Source organism: Pseudomonas sp. NPDC087639 (assembly GCF_044743385.1).
Classification (GTDB): domain Bacteria; phylum Pseudomonadota; class Gammaproteobacteria; order Pseudomonadales; family Pseudomonadaceae; genus Aquipseudomonas.
On record NZ_JBIUWI010000087.1, the window covers coordinates 1 to 2,740 of the forward strand.

Genomic DNA, 2,740 nt, shown 5'->3' on the forward strand with positions numbered 1-2,740 from the left:
CGTCGTCGGTCAGGCCTTCCGGGTCTTTCCAGTGGGCGATGTCGGCGGTCATGTTGACTTCTTGCGGCATCCAGTGGTTTGCGCAACCGTCCAGGTACTTCTGCCAGGCCCAGTCGTACTTGAATGGCACGAGTTGGTTGAGGTCGGCGCGGCAGTTGATCATGCGCTTTTCGTCAACGGCGACACGGGCGGAGGCGCCTTCGAGTTCGGCGAGGCCTTCGGCGACGTCGAGGGAGTTCAGTGCAGCCTTGGCGCGGGCCACGGCGGCCGAGTCAGCGGCGGTGACGGCGCGGGCTTCCAGCGCTGCGGCGCCGCCAGCGTTGTCGAGGCGGTCCATGTTGGCTTCAGTAGCGTGGCCGGCGTTGGCGCCTTTCACTGCTGCTACTTCACTGTCTTCTTTGTCGAATTCGTCCCAGCTCAGCATGACGTGTCGTCTCCTGCGTGAGGGCCTGTCGCCCCGTGTGAAACCTGATTGGTTGGTTTTTCACACGGTCGTACAGACCGCGTTGGATCTTAAGGAATCGTTTTTTGCAGCAGCTAAGGCAGGCAATAAAACAGAATTTTGTACGGGGTTCCGAGAGCCTCTGACGGGCGCAGCTCGCGTTGAACGCTGCTGCGGGGCTTCAGATTGGCTGTTCATCCCTGTAAGGGAATATTGCTGTCCCGATTAGGGCGGCATTATAGGGAAAAAAAACGGGCCGTGCTGAGGCGAATCCGCGCATGGAGCGGTCGGGGAGGGTGGTTTTTCAGTGAGAGCGTTGGTTTACAGGGCTTTGCCGGGGAAAGATTTTTTTTCGAAGAAATTTCGTATTTGTGGATTTGCTCAAAAAATAAACAAAAAATCGCGTTTTTCACTACATCTAGTGTTTTGCAAGCATTTTTGACGGCTCCAGACACAACTGAGCCCGACCGAAGTCGGGCTGGAATCGACCCTCATTGATGCGCTGAGAGATCCAATTCGGTGCAGTCTGAACTCATCAATTGGTGCAACCGTTGCCCATGACGCTGTAACGCAGGATGTGGCGCTGGCCTGTGGAGTCGTCGTATTCCATTTTCATCGGAACCACTTCGCAGACGTTTGGCACTTCGCTCATGGAAACAACGTTGGCGATGTCCAGGTGGGTGGAGTAGGTGTACTCCTCAATAGCCGGTTGTTGCTGTGCGACATCAGTCGGGCCCTCGTTTGCCATGGCGGTTGCGCACAGACTGCTGAGGGCCAGAACCAATAAAGCTTTCATTTCAAATGTACCTTTTTGAGGTCGAGTGGGGTCACGCAACCTTTTTGGGGTTGCGTGTGTAACTTCAGTGCTTTGTTTCATTACTTGGAGAGCGGGATTAACGGCCTTCGTGGGGGCTGTAACGTTGTTAATCGCTTTGCCTTGTCGGCGAGGTGAATTTTAGGGAGGTGGGGTGGGGGTAAACAGAGCGGGTTTTGATAAACACCTTTGGCAGATTTGGTAACAATCGCCGGAAGATCAAAAGATCGCAGCCTTCGGCAGCTCCTACAAGGGCCGTGGGGCGTGGGGTTGAGGGTTTTGGTCCGGTAACGCCACGACTTGTAGGGGCTTGTTACTACCATCGTCGAATGGTTCTATGGGGCCGCTCCGGCTACAACGGGGTCATACAAAAACAACTATTACACCGAGGTAGGAAAGATGAGTGCGGCTTCTCTGTATCCCGTTCGTCCCGAGGTTCTGGCTAATACGCTGACTGATGAGGCGACCTACAAAGCCATGTACCAGCAGTCGGTCGTCAACCCTGACGGCTTCTGGCGCGAGCAAGCCAAGCGTCTTGACTGGATCAAGCCTTTCACCACGGTGAAGCAGACTTCTTTCGACGATCACCATGTCGACATCAAGTGGTTCGCCGACGGCACCTTGAACGTTTCCTACAACTGCCTCGACCGTCATCTGGCCGAGCGCGGCGATCAAGTCGCGATCATCTGGGAAGGTGACGATCCTGCCGAGAGCCGCAACATCACCTACCGCGAACTGCACGAACAAGTGTGCAAACTCGCCAACGCCCTGCGTGGTCAGGACGTACACCGCGGTGACGTGGTGACTATCTATATGCCAATGATCCCCGAAGCCGTGGTCGCCATGCTGGCCTGCACCCGGATCGGCGCGATTCACTCTGTGGTGTTCGGTGGTTTCTCGCCGGAAGCCCTGGCCGGTCGCATCATCGACTGCAAATCGAAAGTGGTGATTACCGCTGACGAAGGCATTCGTGCCGGCAAGAAGATTCCGCTCAAGGCTAACGTCGACGACGCGCTGACCAACCCGGAAACCAGCAGCATCCAGAAAGTCATTGTGTGCCAGCGCACCGGTGGCGACATCAAGTGGAACCAGCATCGCGACATCTGGTACGAAGACCTGATGAAAGTGGCGGGCACCGTGTGCGCGCCGAAAGAGATGGGCGCTGAAGAAGCGCTGTTCATCCTTTATACCTCCGGCTCGACCGGCAAGCCGAAGGGTGTGCAGCACACCACCGGCGGGTATCTGCTGTATGCGGCGATGACTCACGAGCGCGTTTTCGATTACCGCCCGGGCGAAGTCTACTGGTGCACCGCCGACGTCGGCTGGGTCACCGGCCACAGTTACATCGTCTATGGCCCGCTGGCCAATGGCGCGACCACGCTGCTGTTCGAAGGCGTGCCGAACTATCCGGACATCACCCGGGTGGCGAAAATCGTCGACAAGCACAAGGTCAACATCCTCTACACCGCGCCGACCGCGATCCG

3 protein-coding genes are annotated in these 2,740 nt (G+C 56.8%); 1 reads left to right on the forward strand and 2 read right to left on the reverse strand.

The genetic code is table 11. The annotated features are described in order from the left end of the window. Positions 1 to 424: ribonucleotide-diphosphate reductase subunit beta (locus ACIOVB_RS24740; RefSeq protein WP_401271957.1), on the reverse strand; the 424-nt coding region annotated here is incomplete at its 3' end. A 553-nt stretch (positions 425 to 977) separates the two neighbouring features. Next, on the reverse strand, positions 978 to 1,238 hold the full coding sequence (locus ACIOVB_RS24745; RefSeq protein WP_401271958.1) for a DUF2790 domain-containing protein: 261 nt from the start codon (positions 1,236 to 1,238) through the stop codon (positions 978 to 980). Positions 1,239 to 1,655: 417 nt separating this feature from the next. On the opposite strand from ACIOVB_RS24745, the gene ACIOVB_RS24750 reads away from it, so the two are divergent. Next, positions 1,656 to 2,740: AMP-binding protein (locus ACIOVB_RS24750; protein ID WP_401271959.1), on the forward strand; the 1,085-nt coding region annotated here is incomplete at its 3' end.